Origin of the sequence: Comamonas odontotermitis (assembly GCF_014207855.1) — a bacterium.
GTDB classification, from domain to species: Bacteria; Pseudomonadota; Gammaproteobacteria; order Burkholderiales; family Burkholderiaceae_C; genus Comamonas; species Comamonas odontotermitis_A.
The window spans coordinates 1-16,430 of sequence record NZ_JACHKZ010000027.1; the positions used below are offsets into that span (position 1 = coordinate 1).

The 16,430-nt window shown below is 62.2% G+C and carries 17 protein-coding genes; 12 read left to right on the top strand and 5 right to left on the bottom strand.

What is annotated here, in order from left to right:
• Positions 1–366: 366 nt before the first annotated feature.
• Positions 367–1,635 carry a purine-cytosine permease family protein gene (locus HNP33_RS16820; protein WP_184710628.1) on the bottom strand — a complete coding sequence of 423 codons (1,269 nt, stop codon included), beginning with the start codon at positions 1,633–1,635 and terminating at the stop codon, positions 367–369.
• A gap of 175 nt (positions 1,636–1,810) precedes the next feature.
• Here HNP33_RS16820 and HNP33_RS16825 point away from each other — a divergent pair, with 175 nt between their 5' ends.
• Entirely contained in the window at positions 1,811–2,752 is a 942-nt protein-coding gene (locus tag HNP33_RS16825) for a pseudouridine synthase (protein WP_233464577.1), read from the top strand.
• A 50-nt stretch (positions 2,753–2,802) separates the two neighbouring features.
• On the opposite strand, the gene asd is transcribed toward HNP33_RS16825, so the two are convergent.
• Positions 2,803–3,651 (bottom strand): archaetidylserine decarboxylase, encoded by an 849-nt coding sequence (gene asd, locus HNP33_RS16830; RefSeq protein ID WP_184710626.1) that lies wholly within the window; start codon positions 3,649–3,651, stop codon positions 2,803–2,805.
• Between the two features lie 232 nt (positions 3,652–3,883).
• Here asd and HNP33_RS16835 point away from each other — a divergent pair, with 232 nt between their 5' ends.
• On the top strand, positions 3,884–5,074 hold the full coding sequence (locus HNP33_RS16835) for an HPP family protein (protein ID WP_184710624.1): 1,191 nt from the start codon (positions 3,884–3,886) through the stop codon (positions 5,072–5,074).
• 172 nt (positions 5,075–5,246) lie between these two features.
• Positions 5,247–6,866, top strand: a complete 1,620-nt coding sequence (locus HNP33_RS16840; RefSeq protein WP_184710622.1) for a phosphoethanolamine transferase — start codon at positions 5,247–5,249, stop codon at positions 6,864–6,866.
• On the opposite strand, the gene lptG is transcribed toward HNP33_RS16840, so the two are convergent.
• Together lptG and lptF are read right to left on the bottom strand one after the other, a co-directional pair.
• On the bottom strand, positions 6,841–7,935 hold the full coding sequence (gene lptG, locus HNP33_RS16845) for an LPS export ABC transporter permease LptG (RefSeq protein WP_184710620.1): 1,095 nt from the start codon (positions 7,933–7,935) through the stop codon (positions 6,841–6,843). The two genes, HNP33_RS16840 and lptG, sit on opposite strands and share 26 nt — an antisense overlap.
• Entirely contained in the window at positions 7,932–9,032 is a 1,101-nt protein-coding gene (gene lptF, locus HNP33_RS16850) for an LPS export ABC transporter permease LptF (RefSeq protein WP_184710619.1), read from the bottom strand. The genes lptG and lptF overlap by 4 nt, the downstream gene beginning before the upstream one ends.
• Before the next feature lie 23 nt (positions 9,033–9,055).
• Here lptF and HNP33_RS16855 point away from each other — a divergent pair, with 23 nt between their 5' ends.
• From HNP33_RS16855 to HNP33_RS16875, 5 genes are all read left to right on the top strand, one after another.
• On the top strand, positions 9,056–10,624 hold the full coding sequence (locus HNP33_RS16855; protein WP_184710617.1) for a leucyl aminopeptidase: 1,569 nt from the start codon (positions 9,056–9,058) through the stop codon (positions 10,622–10,624).
• A 17-nt stretch (positions 10,625–10,641) separates the two neighbouring features.
• Positions 10,642–11,094: a DNA polymerase III subunit chi gene (locus HNP33_RS16860; RefSeq protein WP_184710615.1), complete on the top strand. Its 453-nt coding sequence runs from the start codon at positions 10,642–10,644 to the stop codon at positions 11,092–11,094.
• The gene (locus tag HNP33_RS16865) at positions 11,087–11,860 is read left to right on the top strand and encodes a hypothetical protein (protein ID WP_184710613.1); all 774 of its coding nucleotides are present in this window, start codon (positions 11,087–11,089) and stop codon (positions 11,858–11,860) included. The genes HNP33_RS16860 and HNP33_RS16865 overlap by 8 nt, the downstream gene beginning before the upstream one ends.
• A 117-nt stretch (positions 11,861–11,977) precedes the next feature.
• On the top strand, positions 11,978–13,030 hold the full coding sequence (locus HNP33_RS16870) for a methionine ABC transporter ATP-binding protein (protein ID WP_184710611.1): 1,053 nt from the start codon (positions 11,978–11,980) through the stop codon (positions 13,028–13,030).
• Positions 13,031–13,051: 21 nt separating this feature from the next.
• Complete coding sequence (locus tag HNP33_RS16875) at positions 13,052–13,717, top strand: methionine ABC transporter permease (RefSeq protein ID WP_184710609.1); 666 nt, start codon at positions 13,052–13,054, stop codon at positions 13,715–13,717.
• 125 nt (positions 13,718–13,842) lie between these two features.
• Here the strand turns inward: HNP33_RS16875 and HNP33_RS16880 are convergent, their stop codons facing one another.
• Complete coding sequence (locus HNP33_RS16880) at positions 13,843–14,103, bottom strand: hypothetical protein (RefSeq protein ID WP_184710607.1); 261 nt, start codon at positions 14,101–14,103, stop codon at positions 13,843–13,845.
• Positions 14,104–14,573: 470 nt separating this feature from the next.
• Here HNP33_RS16880 and HNP33_RS16885 point away from each other — a divergent pair, with 470 nt between their 5' ends.
• The 4 genes from HNP33_RS16885 to HNP33_RS16900 are packed head-to-tail and all read left to right on the top strand — an operon-like array spanning position 14,574 to position 16,320.
• Positions 14,574–14,882, top strand: a complete 309-nt coding sequence (locus tag HNP33_RS16885) for a single-stranded DNA-binding protein (RefSeq protein WP_184710605.1) — start codon at positions 14,574–14,576, stop codon at positions 14,880–14,882.
• 3 nt (positions 14,883–14,885) lie between these two features.
• The gene (locus tag HNP33_RS16890; RefSeq protein ID WP_184710604.1) at positions 14,886–15,080 is read left to right on the top strand and encodes a hypothetical protein; all 195 of its coding nucleotides are present in this window, start codon (positions 14,886–14,888) and stop codon (positions 15,078–15,080) included.
• Positions 15,080–15,331, top strand: coding sequence for a hypothetical protein (locus HNP33_RS16895; protein ID WP_184710602.1), 252 nt, complete (start codon positions 15,080–15,082; stop codon positions 15,329–15,331). The genes HNP33_RS16890 and HNP33_RS16895 overlap by 1 nt, the downstream gene beginning before the upstream one ends.
• A complete protein-coding gene (locus HNP33_RS16900) occupies positions 15,331–16,320 on the top strand; it encodes a rolling circle replication-associated protein (protein ID WP_233464578.1) in 990 nt (329 codons plus the stop codon). Before HNP33_RS16895 ends, HNP33_RS16900 begins: the two co-directional genes overlap by 1 nt.
• The last annotated feature ends 110 nt before the right edge of the window (positions 16,321–16,430 follow it).

Sequence of the window (16,430 nt, forward strand, 5' to 3'; positions counted from 1 at the left end):
AGTTTGTGGTGCGGTACTTGCGCCGACCCCAGTTCGTCTCACTCATCATCCGAGCCTACTACCGCTGCGGCCCGGATTTGTGCAACAAAGCCCTCCACATGCATACCAGTGGAGCTCTGTGCGCCAGAAATAAAAACAGAAATACGGGAAAAGCCGAACCTAGGAATTTATTGTGGCTTATAGCTTGCCTAGGATAGTGCGCGGAGAGGGCGTGAGAGGCCTGGCACAGGTGAGAGCGATCAGGGGGCAAGCATGCCCAGATCGAAAGACAGTCTAACACCATCGGGACAATTGCGCTGGATGTTCTCTGCCCACCCCTGCCTTGAGCGGGGCCGGGCAGTTGCCAACAATCTGCAAACTCCGTACTCAGCCCTTTGCCCGCGTAGCAAACGCCACCACAAACGTCACCACCAGCGTAGGAATGGCAGAACCTGCCACCGGCGCCCAGGCGGCCAGTGCGTGGTAGAGCGCAATGCCGCACAGCCAGATGCATACCGGCAGCCAGTGGATCGGCGCCTGCACAGCCGCGCGCTGGTAGCCGCCAAACGACAGGCGGCCCAAAATCACGCCAAAGAGCGGTACAAACACCGAGCTGAGCAACAGCAGGAAGGGCTCCAGGCTATGCATGGGCAGCACCAGCGCGAGCAGGGTGCAGGCGGCGGCCACCACCAAGCCCCAGGCGCGCACGCTCCAGGCAGGCAGCACGCTGTGGGCCGATACCGCGCCGGAGTAGGCGTCGCCATAGGCGTTGTCCACTTCGTCCAGCAGCACCAGCGACAGGGCGATCAGGCCACCCTGGGCCAGCAGCAGGGCGGCGACCAGATCCTTGCTGGGCAGCACCAGGGCCACCAGCACGCCCAGCGCGTAGCACCATACATTGGCAATGCCAAAACCCAGCCAGGTTCCGGCCATGGCCGAGCGGCCGCTTTTGCCGTAGCGCGAGTAATCAGACACGAGCGGCAGCCACGAGATGGGCATGGCCACCACCAGATCCAGCGCGGGCATCACGCCCATTCCGCCTGCGCCGGGGCGGCTCCACAGTGCCGAAAAGCCCTGCACGCTGGCCATATGGGTGAACTGCCAGGTCAGCCACAGCAGCGACAGCACCACCAGCGGCAGCGCAATGCGCGAGATGAGCCGGCGCACCAGGTGCACCATCGAGCCCAGCATCAGCGCCATCAGCAGGCCACCCCATAGCAAGGTGGCGGCCCAGGGCCAGTAATCGGACTGCATGCTGCCCGCCTGGCGGCCAATGGCGACGGTGGAATCGCGCATTACCACCAGCTCAAAAGCGCCCCAGCCCAGCAGTTGAACGATGTTGAGCAGCACCGGCAGCTTGGCAAAGTGGCGGCCGTACACATGGTGGATGAGGCCTGCACTCGACAGCCCGGTGTCGCACCCCAGCTTGCCCACCCAGGCGAGCAGGCCCGCGCCAACGATGGAGCCGCCCACAATCGCCAGCATGGCCTGCTGGGGCGACAGGGCGGGCATCAGGTAGGCGCCCACCTGCATGACCAGAAGGCCCACGCCCAGGCTGAACCACAGTGAGGCCAGATGCATGCCGCTGAATACGCGCTCGCCTGCCTGAACGGGCGTGAGCGCTGCATTGGAGGGGGAGGAGGAGTTGCTGCTCATGGTTGTTGTGTCTTGTCTTGCTTCGCCGGAGGTTCGAGTCTGGCCCTGCCTGGGCGCGAAGAAGGCGCTATTGTGCCTTGCCGCCAATCCCCTGAGGCGGCAGCGCCATACCGGTGCAGCGCGCTCCGAGGGATGACAGCACAGGCCTACAATCGCCAGCGACATGACGTGTGCAATGAATGAATCTGTAGACCCTCTGGCCCATGAGTCGACCCCTGGCGCTCCGCATACCTGGATGCGCGATGGCGTGAGCCCCAGCTGCGTGGTGCTGCCTTCGCAGGGCGAGGGCTGGCTGCTGGATTACCTGGCCGAGCGGCTGCCACTGGTGGCGCGGCAGGAGTGGCAGGCGCGCATGCAGGCGGGCGACGTGGTGGATGCCCATTGCCAGCCCCTGCGCGCCGACCAGCGTTTTGTGCCGGGCCAGCGTGTGTACTACTGGCGCGCATGGGCGCAGGAGACCCCGATTCCCTTTGAAGCGGCGGTGCTGTACGAAGACGAGCGCATTCTGCTCGTGGACAAGCCGCATTTTCTGCCCGTGCTGCCCACAGGCAAATACGTGCAGAACTCGCTGCTGGTACGGCTGAAGAGGGCCACAGGCAATGCCGAGCTGTCGCCGCTGCACCGTATCGACCGCGACACCGCAGGGCTGGTGCTGCTGTCCAAGGACGCGGCCACGCGCGGCGCCTACCAGGCGCTGTTCCGCGACCGGGCCATGCACAAAAGCTACGAGGCGGTGGCACCGGTGCGGGCCGATCTGGCCTTTCCGCGCGAACACCACAGCCGCATGGAAGAGAGCCAGCGCTTTTTTCTGATGCACGAGGTGCCGGGCGCGCCCAACAGCCACACGCGGATGGCTGTCATCGAATCGAATGGCGTCTGGGCGCGCTATGCGCTGGAGCCCATCAGCGGCAAGCGGCACCAGTTGCGGGTGCATATGGCGGCGCTGGGCATCCCGATCCGCAATGATGCGTTCTACCCGGAGGTGAACGATCCACCTGAAGGCGATTTCTCAAGCCCGCTGCAGTTGCTGGCCAAGGAGCTGGCCTTTACCGATCCGGTGAGCGGGCAGGTGCATTGCTTTCGCAGCCGCTTGCAATTACTGATGCTCCCAAAATGAGAGCTTCAGGCACTTTATAGGCAAGCGTTAAAGGCAAAAAACTTTGAAAATCAGGAGAGAAGGCTGCCCATGGCTTCGCCCAGTTGCACGGGCTTGGCCGCAGCCCAGTCGGCGGCAAAGCCGGTCTTGCCGGGCGGCAGCAGCAGCACGACCGTGGAGCCCAACAGGAAGCGGCCCATTTCTTCGCCCTGCTCCAGCACTATGGGCTGGGTCTGGTAATCCCAGCTGCGCACTTTGCGCGAACGCGGCGGGTTGACCTGGCCGTGCCAGGTCGTGTACATGCTGCCCACAATGGTGGCGCCCACCAGCACCATCACCATGGGGCCGATGCGTGTCTCGAAAACACAGACCACGCGCTCGTTGCGCGCAAACAGGCCTGGCACACCGCGTGCGGTGAGGGGGTTGACCGAAAACAGGTCGCCCGGCACATACACCATCTTCTGCAGCTTGCCGCGCAGCGGCATGTGAATGCGGTGGTAATCGCGCGGGCTGAGGTAGATGGTGGCGAACTGGCCGTTGTTGAACTGCGCGGCCAGCTCGGCATCGCCGCCCACGAGGGCCGTGGTGCTGTAGTGGTGGCCCTTGGCCTGAAAGATCTGGTCGTGCTCGATGGCGCCGCACTGGCTGATGGCGCCGTCCACGGGGCAGACGAGGTCTGCCTTGGCAATTGGGCGCGCGCCGGTGCGCAGCTCTCGGGTGAAGAAGGCGTTGAAGCTGTCGTACCGCGCAATATCCGGCTCGGCCGCTTCTTCCATGTTGACCTTGTACTTCTGGACAAACCAGCCGATGAAGGATGTGGTGGCTCCGCCCAGGCGGGCCGATGCCAGCTTGCCAGCCAGAGCGGTCATCCACTTTTTGGGCAGCAAGTATTGGGGCAGTACAGCTAGTCGGTCACGCATAGAGGGATTCACAGTAAACCGCCGATTCTAGCGAGACTGTGTCATCTGTTTGACAACTTCACGCCGGGTAAGCCCGAAGAGGGCAACAAATATGCTGGTCAGCAGCCCTTGGGGGCCGCTGTGGCGCGTAGATGGGCGGGCATCGGTACGTCGGGCATTCGGGCCGGGCTGGGCCTGGCGCTCCGCGCTTGTCTATGATGCAGGTCAATATTGCGCAGTTCCACCCTGAGCCATGCCTGACCACAGCAACCGCGTCCCTGAACCTCCCGTCCGCGCCGAACGCCTGCGCCAATGGCTGCGCAATTTCTGGCCGTCTTCTTCGCATGTGAATGGCAAAGAGTTGCTGCGCATGGTGGTGGGGGTGGGGCTGACCCTGCTGCTCACGGGCCTTGTCAGCCGCTGGTGGGGGCAGAGCCACCATGCGCCCTGGCTGTTTGCCGCCATGGGGGCGAGCGCCTTGCTGCTGGTGTGCACGCCGTCCAGCCCCATGGCCCAGCCCTGGCCGGTGATCGGGGGCAGTGTGCTGTCTGGCCTGGCGGGCCTCGCGGCGGCCCTGGTGATCGACGACCCATCGGCCGCTGCCGCCGCATCGGCGGGTCTGGCGGTGATGGTGATGGTGGTCATGCGTTGCCTGCACCCCCCGGGCGCGGCCCTGGCCATGTGGATTGCGCTGGAGCATGGCACCGATGTATCGGTGCTGGCCTATCCGGTGGCCACCAATCTGGTGCTGCTGGTGGTGCTGGCTACCCTGTACAGCCGCGCTACCGGCAAGCGCTACCCTGCGCCACAGCACAGCCAGAAACCGGCTGCTGCAGGCGATGCGCGCAACATGCGCATCGAAGGGGTCGATCTGGATGCGGCGCTCGATCATTTCAACGGCGTGCTCGATGTCAGCCGAGCTGATCTGGAGGCCCTGGTGCACATGGCCAGCCAGGCCGCTTTCAAGCGCACGCTGGGTGATCTGCGCTGCGAAGACATCATGGCGCATCCGGTGTTCGTCACCACCGCCGACGCGCCGGTGCAGCAGGCCTGGGAGCGCATGCAGGAGCATGACGTGAAGGCGCTGCCGGTGGTGGACGAGAAAATGCAGGTCAAGGGCATCGTCACTTCGACGGATCTGCTCAACCAGGCGCTGTCGCAAACGTCTGCCGGTCTTGGCGATCGCCTCAAATCCCTCGTGCTGCGCAAGAAGAAGGCGGCCGTGGTGGTGGGTGATTTGATGACCGAGGAGGTTGCCACGGTGCAGGGCTATGACCGCGTGGTAGACCTGATCGCGGTGTTCAGCCAGGGCCATCTACGGCATTTGCCAGTGGTCAATGCGCAGGGCAAATTGGTGGGCATGGTCACGCAGACCGATCTGATCCGGGTGATGGCCAAGTCCCTGGCCTCGGCGCATACCACCCAGGTGCTTCAAAAAACATAGCTGCTGACGATTGTCTTGGTTGAACCTTTGGCATGTCAGGCCTGCAGGGCCGAGTGGGATACGCGCTCCTTGCGCTCTTGTCGGCAGGGACTGAAACGTTCTGCATCCAGGCATGCGGTTACACTGCGCACCGCAAAAAACAACAACAGGCTGCCGCATCGTGCAGGTATGGATGTCACAAGAAATAACAACAGGAAAATCGACCGAGCAGCGTCTTCGGTTATGGGCGAGCGCCTTGCTGCTGACGGGCCTGATGCTGTATGGGCTGGGCTACCTGCACATCAACGACGCGGAAAGCGCCATGCGCCGCCTGCTGCTGGCGGCGCTGACCTGCGGCTTCTACCTGTACAGCGCCCGCAGGGGCTGGGCCACCAAATGGGCCTGCGGCATCAGCCTGCTGTTTTCCCTGTATGTGATGCTGGGCATTGGCCGTGGTTATGGCTACCCGACGACGGTGCTCGCGGCCTCGGCCCTGGAGACGGACGTGCAGGAGAGCTGGGAGTTTCTGCTCAACCTCGATGTCACCGATATTGCCCTGGGCCTGATCGCTGCGGCGCTGGCCGTTTTTTACGGCAGGCTGCGCCCGCAGGCGCTCCGGCGGTTTTCGGCTGTACTCTGGGTGGCGCTGGCCATCCTGAATGTTTTCGGGCTGTTTACCGTTCAGGCCATCAAATCGGTCGTCAAATACCGCTCCGAACACGCCGTACTGGAGGCCAAGCCCGGTGCGGTGGACTGGCAGATCGAGCGCGTTGAGCGCAACCGCAACCTGAAGGTGCTGGTGATCGGCGAGAGCGTGAACCGGCGCTACATGTCCGTCATGGGCAGCCCCTGGAAGACCACGCCGTTTCTCGATGCGTCGCCCCATGTGGCTGCCTATGCGCAGTACCACGCACCTGCGCCCAATACGGTCACCAGCCTGGTGCGCACCCTGTCGTATTCGAGCATGGCCGATGGCAGCTTTGACCCGGACCGCAATGTGATGGCCCTGGCCCATGCCGCAGGCTACACCGCGCACTGGATATCCAACCAGGGCAGCGTGGGCAAGCACGATACCAAGATCGCCTGGATTGCGCGGCAGGCCGACACCTACCGGTTTCTCGATCAGCCGCCCGCCGTTGCGCCGTACCGCGATGATTTTGCAATGCTCAACGTGCTGCGCAGCCAGCTGGAGACGCCGGGCACCATTGCGCCGGATGCCGTGATCGTGCTGCACATGATGGGCTCGCACCCCGACGCCTGCGAGCGCGTCACCGACATGCCCATCGCCTTCCAAAGCGGGCAGGGCCACCATATCGACTGCTACCTGACCAGCCTGCGCAAGCTCGATCTTTTCCTGCAGGCGCTGGACGGGCTGCTGCAGACCTGGCGGCCCGACCAGCACGAGATACTGTTCGTCTCTGACCACTCGTTGCGCGTCGAGCCCGCAAGCGACTGGGAGCGCTGGAAGGAGCAATGGCACATGCCCAACAAGAACATCTACGTGGAGCCCAATATCCAGGAGGCCTACGACACCGCGCTGCTGCACATCGACACCGGCCGCAAGGAAGCCATGCGCAATGCCACGCCCATCAGCGGCTATGACTTCTTCCACCTGTACGCCAACTGGCTGGGCGTCAAGAGCCGCATGGTGCAGCCAGACAAGAACCTGATCGCACCCACCAGCAGTGCGCCCATCCAGGTCTATAACTGGCAGCGCATGGTGCCCTGGAGCGAGCTGCCGGATGCGCCGGTGTTCGCGCCGGCGCCGGCAGAAGGGGGCGGCGCCGTCAGCGCCGCAGCACCAGCCAGGTGAAGGCGCCGAGCGACAGCAGCGAGTAGATGATGCCCGGGGCCGCCGCTGTCAACATCGGCGGCCAGTTCTGCAGGTTGCCTGCAAAACCGAACACATTGTTCAAGAGGAAGAAGCTGATACCGGCCATCACTCCGCCAAAAACGTAGCCGGTGATGCCGCCCGAGCGGAAGTGCAGGTAGGCAAAGGGCAGGGCGAGCACCACCATCACCAGGCAGCTGATGGGGTAGAACACCTTGCGCCACAGCTCGATCTCGTAGCGCTGCGCGCTCTGGCCGTTGGCTTCCAGGTGATTCACATAGCGGAACAGGTCGTAGGTGCTCATCTGGTCGGGCTTGAGCACGGCAGCGGCCACCATGCTGCGCGTGACCGTCGTGGGCCAGTCTACATCCGGCAGGTTCTTCACTTCGACGCGCGCCTTGTTGCCATCGCCCAGAAAATAGTGCTGCTCCTGCACCTGGCGCAGCTTCCAGCTGCCGTCGCCAAAGCTGCCGCCGCCGGCGGTGAGCTGTTTCTGGATGCGGCCTTGGCCGTCAAAGCTGAAGATGCGCACCTGCTGCAGCTCGCCCTCGGGGCTGATGGAGCGCACATTGATGGCGGCCATGCCGTCGTCGCGCTTTTCGCGCAGCCAGGCGCCCGTCTGGCCGGTGCTCAGCTGGCCAAAGCGCTGCGCGCGCAGCAATTGGCTGGCCTGTTCGCCAGCAGGGGCCACATAGTCGCCAATCGCAAAGGTGAGCACCACAAAGGCGATGCCGATGGTCATCAGGCTGCCCAGCGCCTGCCAGGGGCTCAGGCCGCTCGTGCGCAGAATGGTGAATTCCGAGGTCTGCGCCATGCGCGCCATCACGAAAATGGTGCCAATCAGCACGGTGATGGGCAGCAGTTCATAGACATGGGTGGGAATGTTCAGCGCCACGCTCAGCACGGCGTGCTTGAGCTGGTAGGTGCCGGTGCCCACCCAGCGGAACTCGTCGACCATGTCAAAAAAGAAGAACAGCGCCAGAAACGCCAGGGTGACAAAGCCTACGGTCGAGGCAATGTCGCGGTAGATCATCTTGCGGAAGGTTTTCATGCGCGGGCTCCCTTGCTGCGCAGCCATTGCAGCGGTGATCGCTGGTGACTGCGGAAATAGAGCAGTACCCAGGCAAGCACCGCAGTTGCACCATGCACCAGGGTGAACGATGCCCACAGGGGCACCTTGCCCGACGACACCCAGCTCTGGGAGAAAGTCATCAGGTTGTAGTAAACGACAAAGGCGAAGAGGGCAAAGAGCAGGCTGCTGCTGCGGCCCGCCCGGGGGTTGACGCTGGCAAGCCCCAGGCCCAGCACCACAAAGTTGAGTGCGGCAATCGCAAGGCCCAGGCGCCAGCCGAGCTCGCCGCGCAGGCGTGGCTCACCACTGGTGACGAGGTTTTGCGTAGGAATGTTCTTGACTGAATAGGAGTCATTGAGGTCGACTGCGCCTGCCTTGCCGATGCGCGTGCCGTACTCCTTGAAGTCGCTGACCTTCAGGCCCTGCTTGTTCTTGTCCTTTTCAACACGCTGGCCATCGTTGAGCACGGCAACGCGGGCATCGTCCTGCACTTCCAGGTGGGCGCTTCTGGCGCTGGTCACGGTGTCCTTCTTGGCCTCGTTGGTCACGATGAAGACGTTGCTGGCCTGCGTGTCCGATGCGCGCTCGCGGTCGATGAAGAAAACCCGCGTTCCATCGGACGACTCCTGGAACTCGCCCGGCGCAATGCGCTCCACATCGCCGCGCTGCTCGTACTGGGCGCGCAGCTGCACGATCTGCTGGTTGGCCCAGGGCCACACCAGCAGGGCCAGCACCGCAATCACCACCATCACCGGCCACGAAAAACGCATCAGCGGGCGCAGAAAGGACATCAGGCTCTGGCCGCTGCTGAACCACACCGCCATCTCGCTGTCGCGGTACATGCGCGATAAGGTAGCCACCACGGCGATGAACAGGCAAAGGCTCAAAATCGTGGGCAATTGGCCGAGCACGGTATAACCCATCACCAGCATCACATCGGACGGGTCGACGCTGCCGCGCGAGGCCTGGCCCAGGACCTTGATAAGCATCATGGTCATCACGACGGTGACCAGCACCACCAAGGTGGCACCAAAGCTGCGGGATAGCTCTTTACGGATCGAAGAATCGAATAACATTGGCGGCAAGGAAAGCACCGATTATGAACTTTGAACTCAAGACTCTGGATCTGGCCTCGGCCGCATTGCAGCCGGGCGATCTCCTGGTCGTACTGGTGGGCGACAACGCACCCAAGGCCAGTGACGCATTGTCCACCCTGATTGCGCATGCGCAGAAAAATGGTGATTTTGAGGCAAAAGCTGGCAAGTCGCTGGCCATGTACGCGGTGCCCGCCATTCAGGCTCGGCATTTGTTGCTGCTCGGTGTGGGCGATGGCTCGGCCAAGTCTGTGCGCCTGGCGCTTGCCGCAGCGGCGGGCAATTTCACCCGCGAGGGCACCAAGCAGGGCGTCATCGCCAGCGCTAGCCCGCTGGCAGAAGAGGCCTTGTACGCTGCCGTGCAATGCGTGGCGGAACTGGCCTACCAGTATGGCACCTCCAAACCATCGGCCAAGGCCGTGGCCTTGCAGGGCGTCACTATTGGCGCACCCAACGCGCAGGAGCTGACCGCCGCCTTTGGCGTGGCCCAGGCTACTGCCACTGGCGTGGCCTTTGCCCGCGAATGGGCCAACCGCCCGGCCAACTACGCCACGCCCAAAATGCTGGCCGATGCCGCCGAAACCCTGGCGGGCGAACACAAACGCATCAAGTGCAAGATTCACAAGCCCGAAGACGTGGCCAAGCTGGGCATGGGCGCCTTCATGGCGGTGGCCCAGGGCTCCAAAGAGCCACTGCGTTTCATCGAGCTGCACTACAGTGGCGCTGACAAGGGCGACAAGCCCGTGGTGCTGGTGGGCAAGGGCATCACCTTCGACACCGGCGGCATCTCGCTCAAGCCAGCGCCCGACATGGACGAGATGAAATACGACATGGGAGGCGCCGCCAGCGTGCTGGGTACCTTCCGTGCGCTGGCAGAGCTCAAGCCTGCCATCAATGTGGTGGGCCTGATTCCGGCCTGCGAAAACATGCCCGATGGCGGCGCGGTCAAGCCTGGCGACGTGGTTACCAGCATGAGCGGCCAGACCATCGAAATTCTGAACACCGATGCCGAAGGGCGCCTGGTGCTGTGCGATGCGCTGCATTACGCAGAGCGCTTCGAGCCTGCGGCGGTGGTTGACATCGCCACTCTGACCGGCGCCTGCGTGATTGCGCTGGGCGCCCAGCGCAGTGGCCTGTTCTCGAACAACGACGCGCTGGCCCAGGCGCTGCACAATGCGGGCGACAAGGCGCAGGACTGGTGCTGGCGTATGCCGCTCGATGACGAGTATGCCGATGGCCTCAAGAGCAATTTTGCCGATGTGGCCAACGTGGGCGGACGCCCGGCGGGCGCCGTGACGGCGGCCAAGTTCCTGCAGCGTTTTGTGGGCAACATGGCCTGGGCGCATCTGGATATTGCAGGTACCGCCTGGCGCAGCGGCGCCAGGAAGGGCGCGACCGGCCGACCCGTCGGCCTGCTGCTGCAGTACCTGCTGTCGGCGCAGAAGGCCGATGCTGCCAAGCCCGGCAAGGCAGACAAGGACGCACGGCCCGGCAAAGCCAAGGCGGTGAAGGCTGACAAGCCCGGCAAGGCCGCGGTCAACCAGGACGGCAGCGACCGTCCGGCAGGCCACTGATCGGATCGACCCGCACCATGGCAGACAAGACCGCAGTGGCCTTCCACTTCAACGCGCCGAGCAAGCTCACCTATGCCTGCAAGCTGGTGCGCAAGCTCCAGCGCATGGACATGCCGCTGGTGGTGCTGGCCGCGCCCGACGTGGTAGCCGAGTTGGATCTGGCGCTGTGGTCGTTCGGCGGCGAGCCGCAGTTTCTGGCCCACTGCCGGGCTGATGCGGCGGCTGCCGTGCTGCAGCGTTCGCCCACGGTGCTGGCCAGCCAGGTGGATGAAGGCTTGCCGCACAGGCGCGTGCTGCTCAATCTGTCCGATCACATGCCCGGCGATTTCGCGCAGTTCGAGCGTGTGATCGAAGTGGTAAGTGCCGATGACGATAACGACCGGCAACTGGCCCGCCAGCGCTGGCGTGACTACACCGCGCAAGGCTATACCATTGAACGGCGCGATCTGGTGATGAAGACCGATGACTGACCACCCCATGGAGCCACGCACCCCGCCCAAATTCGTACCCACGCTGACCGAAGTGGCTGCGCAGGAAGCCGTTTCGGAGGATTTTTCTGACTCTGTGCCCGCCCAGCAGGCGCAGGGGGCCATGAAAAATGATGCATCCGCTGCGTCTGCACCTGCCTATGCCGATGTGCTGCGCAGGCGCCGCGAGGCCGACGCGGATGCGGAGCCTGCGCCGCTGAGCGATATCGACATTGCCAGTCTGCCCACACACAGCGGCTGGGCGCAGCCTGTAGAGGCACCGGAGTTTTCCGCAGGCCCGGCCGATCCAGGACGGTTTGTGGTCGATACCCGGCAGATGGACAGCGCGCCTGCTGAAAACCCGCCATCCATGGAAGGGCCTGAATCCGCCGACCTGCAGCCTCTGGCAGCAGCCGATGACGGAGCAGGCAGCCGCAGCGATGGCGCCGATCAGAACACTGCGACGCATGTCGAAGGCGTTACCGGCAGCCCCGCATCCAATACCGCCATGGATGCGGCCACCGCCAGCCTTGTGGCCAGTGCCGCACAAACGGCGCAGGAGCTGGAAGACGCCATCACGCGCCGGGTGCTGCGCCGCGTGCAGGATACGCTGGATGACCGGCTCACGGCAGCGGTGCTCAAGGTGGTGAACCAGCAGACCGCCTTGCTGCAATCGTCGCTGCAGCTCGAAATCGACACCACGATCCGCGAGGCAGTGGCAGACGCCGTGCGCCAGGCCATGGGCGCGCCAAAAGACCTTCCGAAATAACCAACGGTTGTAACGAACTAAAATTTCATTCGTTGGTAACCGCTGTCGCATCGCGTACAGTACATCTATTCACGCTTCTCGAAGCGCCCTGTGAACAAGGGCGCTTTCTTTATTCCAATGATTGAACTTCGGGGTATCACCCAAACGTACCCGGGCAAGAACGGCCCGGTGCAGGCGCTGCGTGGCGTTGACCTGCGCATTGCCCCCGGCGAGGTGTTTGGCATCATCGGGCGCAGCGGCGCGGGCAAGAGTTCGCTGGTGCGCAATATCAACCTGCTCAACCGGCCCACGACAGGCCAGGTAATCGTCAATGGCCATGAGCTCACGGCCATGAACGACGACCAACTGCGCCAGGCGCGGCGCGAGATCGGCATGGTGTTCCAGCACTTCAATCTGCTCTCGTCCCGCACGGTGTTCGACAATGCCGCGCTGCCGCTGGAGCTGGCCGGTGTCGACAAGGCTGCCATCAAAAAGCGTGTGGATCCGCTGCTCGATCTGGTGGGGCTGTCGGCCTTGAGCGACCGCTATCCCGCGCAGCTGTCGGGCGGCCAGAAGCAGCGCGTGGGCATTGCCCGGGCGCTTGCGAGCGAGCCCAAGGTGCTGCTGAGCGATGAGGCCACCTCGGCGCTCGATCCGGAAACCACCCGCTCGGTGCTGGCCCTGCTCAAGCAGATCAACAAGGACATGGGCCTCACGGTCGTGCTGATCACGCACCAGATGCAGGTGGTCAAGCAGATTGCCGACCGCGTGGCGGTGATGGAAGCGGGCAAGGTGGTGGAAGAGGGCTCGGTGATCGATGTTTTCACCCGCCCGCAGCAGCCCATCACCAAGAGCCTGATCGACGAGATCGTGCCGCAGGATCTGCCGGCCAGCGTGATCGAGCGCGTGCGCACCCTCAACGATGCGCTGACAGCTGGCCACGGCAAGCTGCTGCGCCTGTCCTACGCGGGCAACCAGGCCTACCAGCCCATCCTCTCGCGCCTGATCCGCGACTTCGGCCTGGATGTCAGCATCCTCAACGGCCAGGTCGACGAGATCCAGGACCAGACCTTCGGTTTTCTGGCCGTGTACGCCAGCGGCCCGCTGCAGCAGCTGGATGCGGCAATCGCTGCGCTGCGCGCCTCCGGTGTGCAGGTGCAGGAAGTGGATACTGCGGCCCGCGCCGCCTGATCACCCCCCAAGAGGTAGACCATGTTTGAGAATTTTTCGGAAATGATGCTGGAGCTGTTTGCCACCTCGCTGTGGGAAACCATCATCATGGTGGGCATCTCCGGCGTCGCCGGGGCCCTGATCGGCATTCCGTTGGGCGTGTTTCTGCGCCTCACCGACCAGGGCGGCATCCTGGAAAACAGTGCAGCCAACAAGATCGTCGGCTGGATCGTGAACGCCGTGCGCTCCACGCCCTTCATCATCCTGCTGGTGGCGATCATCCCGTTCACGCGGCTGATCACCGGCTCGTCCATCGGTACCGCAGCCGCCATTGTGCCGCTCACGCTGGCGGCCGCGCCCTTCATCGCCCGCCTGGTGGAGACCTCGCTGCGCGAGGTGGACAACGGCCTCATCGAGGCGGCGCAGGCGATGGGCGCCACCTCGTGGCAGATTGTCTGGAAAGTGCTGCTGCCCGAGGCGCTGCCCGGCATCGTTGCGGGCCTGACCATCAGCTTTGTCTCGCTGACCGGCTATTCGGCCATGGCAGGCGCCATTGGCGGTGGGGGCCTGGGTGATCTGGGCATTCGCTACGGCTACCAGCGCTTCCTGCCGGACATCATGCTGGCGGTGGTCGTGATCCTGATCATTTTTGTGCAACTGGTACAAAGCCTGGGTGACTGGGCCGTACGGCGCCTGAGCCACAAGTAAGGCAAGCATCGCTGCGCGCGCACCACAAGACGTCAAAGCCCATGAAGCATCGCCTTCATGGGCTTTTTTGCTTTGGTACTGCAATCAAAAACGCCCCAAAATTCAATCCAGGTAAGCGCAAGCAGCTATGGTTTACTGCGGTTCAATGTCGCCATAAGCCTCTCGCGCAAGGGGCTTTCTCTTTCGCTTTCCATCGCAGCGATGGCCATCCATTCCTGCGCATCCTCTCCTAAATCTATAGCAAGGTTTCCCGCAAGCATTGGGCTTAGAAAGCCGCGTTTTCTCGCGTTGTTGAATGTCGGCTGTGTGATGTTGTAGCGCTTCGCCCAGTCTGCTGCCTTGTGCGTTTTTAGCGCTCTGTCCAATAGCTCAAGTGTGGATTTCATTTCACGCCTATCACAGTTTGCATCTTTCGATGTTAACGCGGCGTGAAAAATATTTGTTTTACGCGGCGTTAAATTCTTGCAAACTTCACCTCGCGTTAAACATGTAGCTTTGCACGTATCTGCTTACCGATCTACACGTAATTCGTCAATTGTCCTTTCATCTTTGATAAGTACCCAGCGATATCCCGGAGGGGCTGTTGGTGACTGTGTCGCAGGCGCTGATCTTCTGTTGCTTAGGTTGGATTCGTTGATTCCGTTCTTGATAGCTGCTTTTAGCACTTCGTACGAAATCCAGATTGATGCCATTGCACCTAGTACAGAGAGCGCGATGTAAAGCGCAGTGATTCGTTCGAAGTAGTCCAGTAATTGGTGCGTAGTCATGTTTTTCGCCTGGGTCTTTGAGACGTTGTAAACGGTAGCCTCGCGTGCGTGGTCTCCGTGTGCAACGTTGCACAGTTTAGGAGCTAACCATGATTCGTGTATCGGTGAAGTCGACCGAAGTCCGCAACCAAAGCGGCGTTGCCAAGGGCAGCGGCAAGCAATACAGCCTGGATTTTCAAACCGTGTGGATGCATACGGTTGACCGCAACGGCCAGCCCAATCCCTACCCAGAAAAGGTAGAGATCATCCTTCCGAAGAACGATCAAGGTGCGGCGCTCTTCTACCCCATGGGTGAATACGTCCTCGCGCCTCAATCCATCTACGTGGGCCGCAACGGCGATTTGCAAATCTCGCCACGCCTCACCCCCCTGAAAGCAGAACCCAAGGCGCAGGGTTAAGCCATGTTTGAGCCGCTGCACGCGGCCCGTGTTGCGCTCATTGAAGCTGCCGCCCTGGCGCTCATTAATGAGTTCAACGCTGGCAATCCTGCACCTGCCGATGAACTGCACATCACCATCAAAAACGATGGTGGTGTGTGGCTCGGTGATACCCAGTACATCGCAGGCGGTGTACCGGTCGCTGGCGAGGCGTTCTGATGGTCATGCCGTCCGAGTGCTTCGTGCGCCTTGCCAATGCCCGCGATGGCCTGCTGATGCAGCGCTCCGCATGGGCAGATCGGCAAGAGTTCCTCATCGCAGAAAAGCTCCGCCTTGAAGCCATCTCCATCATTGAAGACGGCTTCCGGGATTGGGCCTTTCTCGCGTGGAAATCCAAAGAGCAGGCTGCGGGCCGTCGCTATGAAAGCGATGCGTCTGCGCGTGCTGCATATCGTCAGGGGGCGCATTGATGGCTGCGCTTCTCGACGTCTCGCGCCAATTCCACTTCAACGAAGAAGCATGGAAAAACGGTGAGTACTACAACGCAAACAAGGTACCTGCGGAAGTAGCAGAGATTCAAGCCCGTGCCCGTGAATACGTGCGTGGCCTTGCATCTGGCTATTTGGACAAGCGCGCTCAAAAGATGGCGCTGTCAGCGAGCGAAGCGAGCGGGCTTGTCTCACTATCAACAAGTTGCAGAGAAGAATTCTTCTCTGAAAACACTATTGAAATTGATAGGGAGAAGGCGCGATTGACGCGCATGCGCAAGAGCGTCGGGATCAGCGCGAAAGCGCTTCACAACCTGGGCTCCAAAAAGCAAAACGTCTTCATGCTCACGCTCACCTATCGCGGCACAAACCGCGACTGGAAGCCGCACCACATCAGCCGTTTTCTTGATGCTCTGCGCAAGTGGCACTACAGCCGCACCGGCAGCAAAAAAGTCCGCTACGTGTGGGTTGCTGAGCTGCAAAAACGCGGCGTCATTCACTACCACTGCGTTGTTTGGCTTGACGCCGGATTGACCCCGCCAAAGCCCGATCAGCCGTGGCGTAGCAAAGGCGTGTGGATGGCTCCCATGTGGGGCCATGGCATGTCAAACCGGGTTCTGGCCTATGCGCCTGTGGCCTACCTCATGAAATACGCCTCTAAGGGCAATAGCGAAGGGAGATTTCCGCATGGTGCCCGGATATCTGGTGTGGGTGGTCTCGATGAAGCTGGTCGCGGTGTGCGTCGCTGGGTTCTGTGGCCTGCGTATGTGCAGGCGAATTCTGACATCTGGGGCGACTGGAAACGCAAGGAAGGCGGCGGCTATTTCAGCCCTTCAACGGGCGAGATTCTCCGGTCTGAATTCAAGCCAACAGGCGGCGGTTTTTCACGCTTTGTGCGTGTCTTTGAGAACCCCCGGCGCATAGAAGCTGGCGGGCCTTTCGTTTGGTTGCCACAGGAGTATTTGCAATGATTTTGATCCCATTGGTTTTTGTCGCGTTTATGTGGAACGGCGTTCACCAGTCCCCATATCAGGGGCCGCATTTCGAGCCCGGCACTCTCCGTCCGGCTCCTATGGTCGTC

Bases quoted from the DNA above. Each gene is read 5' to 3' on its own strand.
- HNP33_RS16820 (WP_184710628.1), bottom strand. From the start codon at position 1,635: ATGAGCAGCAACTCCTCCTCCCCCTCCAATGCAGCGCTCACGCCCGTT.
- HNP33_RS16825 (WP_233464577.1), top strand. From the start codon at position 1,811: ATGAATGAATCTGTAGACCCTCTGGCCCATGAGTCGACCCCTGGCGCT.
- asd (WP_184710626.1), bottom strand. From the start codon at position 3,651: ATGCGTGACCGACTAGCTGTACTGCCCCAATACTTGCTGCCCAAAAAG.
- HNP33_RS16835 (WP_184710624.1), top strand. From the start codon at position 3,884: ATGCCTGACCACAGCAACCGCGTCCCTGAACCTCCCGTCCGCGCCGAA.
- HNP33_RS16840 (WP_184710622.1), top strand. From the start codon at position 5,247: ATGTCACAAGAAATAACAACAGGAAAATCGACCGAGCAGCGTCTTCGG.
- lptG (WP_184710620.1), bottom strand. From the start codon at position 7,935: ATGAAAACCTTCCGCAAGATGATCTACCGCGACATTGCCTCGACCGTA.
- lptF (WP_184710619.1), bottom strand. From the start codon at position 9,032: ATGTTATTCGATTCTTCGATCCGTAAAGAGCTATCCCGCAGCTTTGGT.
- HNP33_RS16855 (WP_184710617.1), top strand. From the start codon at position 9,056: ATGAACTTTGAACTCAAGACTCTGGATCTGGCCTCGGCCGCATTGCAG.
- HNP33_RS16860 (WP_184710615.1), top strand. From the start codon at position 10,642: ATGGCAGACAAGACCGCAGTGGCCTTCCACTTCAACGCGCCGAGCAAG.
- HNP33_RS16865 (WP_184710613.1), top strand. From the start codon at position 11,087: ATGACTGACCACCCCATGGAGCCACGCACCCCGCCCAAATTCGTACCC.
- HNP33_RS16870 (WP_184710611.1), top strand. From the start codon at position 11,978: ATGATTGAACTTCGGGGTATCACCCAAACGTACCCGGGCAAGAACGGC.
- HNP33_RS16875 (WP_184710609.1), top strand. From the start codon at position 13,052: ATGTTTGAGAATTTTTCGGAAATGATGCTGGAGCTGTTTGCCACCTCG.
- HNP33_RS16880 (WP_184710607.1), bottom strand. From the start codon at position 14,103: ATGAAATCCACACTTGAGCTATTGGACAGAGCGCTAAAAACGCACAAG.
- HNP33_RS16885 (WP_184710605.1), top strand. From the start codon at position 14,574: ATGATTCGTGTATCGGTGAAGTCGACCGAAGTCCGCAACCAAAGCGGC.
- HNP33_RS16890 (WP_184710604.1), top strand. From the start codon at position 14,886: ATGTTTGAGCCGCTGCACGCGGCCCGTGTTGCGCTCATTGAAGCTGCC.
- HNP33_RS16895 (WP_184710602.1), top strand. From the start codon at position 15,080: ATGGTCATGCCGTCCGAGTGCTTCGTGCGCCTTGCCAATGCCCGCGAT.
- HNP33_RS16900 (WP_233464578.1), top strand. From the start codon at position 15,331: ATGGCTGCGCTTCTCGACGTCTCGCGCCAATTCCACTTCAACGAAGAA.